At 66.3% G+C, this 603-nt stretch carries 1 protein-coding gene; it reads left to right on the forward strand.

Annotated elements, in window-relative coordinates; genetic code table 11:
• A partial coding sequence (locus CSC78_RS18785; RefSeq protein WP_238391349.1) for a methyl-accepting chemotaxis protein occupies nucleotides 1-603 on the forward strand: 603 nt, incomplete at both ends.

Raw genomic sequence — 603 nt, forward strand, 5'->3', positions numbered from 1 at the left:
AGCTGACCTCCACCGTGCGCCAGAACGCCGATTCCTCGCGCCAGGCCAATGCGCACGCGCTGTCCGCCTCCGGCGTAGCCGCGGAGGGCGGTCAGATCGTGGGGCGTGCCGTGGAGACGATGTCGACTATCGAGCAATCCTCGCGCCGCATCTCCGAGATCATTTCCGTGATAGATGGCATCGCGTTCCAGACCAATATCCTGGCACTCAATGCGGCGGTGGAAGCGGCACGCGCGGGAGAACAGGGCCGCGGTTTCGCTGTCGTGGCCAGCGAAGTGAGAACACTGGCGCAGCGGTCGGCGACGGCCGCCAAGGAGATCAAGGACCTGATCGAAGCATCGGTCGAAAGCATCAAGGACGGTTCCGCGCTGGTCGGCGAGGCGGGGCAATCGATGGTCAATGTGGTGGCCGCCGTGCAGCGCGTCAGCGAGATCATGGCGGAGATCGCAGCCGCGTCCCAGGAACAGGCCGCCGGAATCGACCAGGTCAACGGCTCAATCATCCAGATCGACGAGACCACGCAGCAGAACGCCGCCCTCGTGGAAGAGGCGTCGGCGGCGGCGCGGGCGATGGAGCAGCAGGCCCAGGACCTGCGAGCCAGCG

The organism is Pseudoxanthomonas japonensis (assembly GCF_010093445.1).
Lineage (GTDB): Bacteria > Pseudomonadota > Gammaproteobacteria > Xanthomonadales > Xanthomonadaceae > Pseudoxanthomonas_A > Pseudoxanthomonas_A japonensis.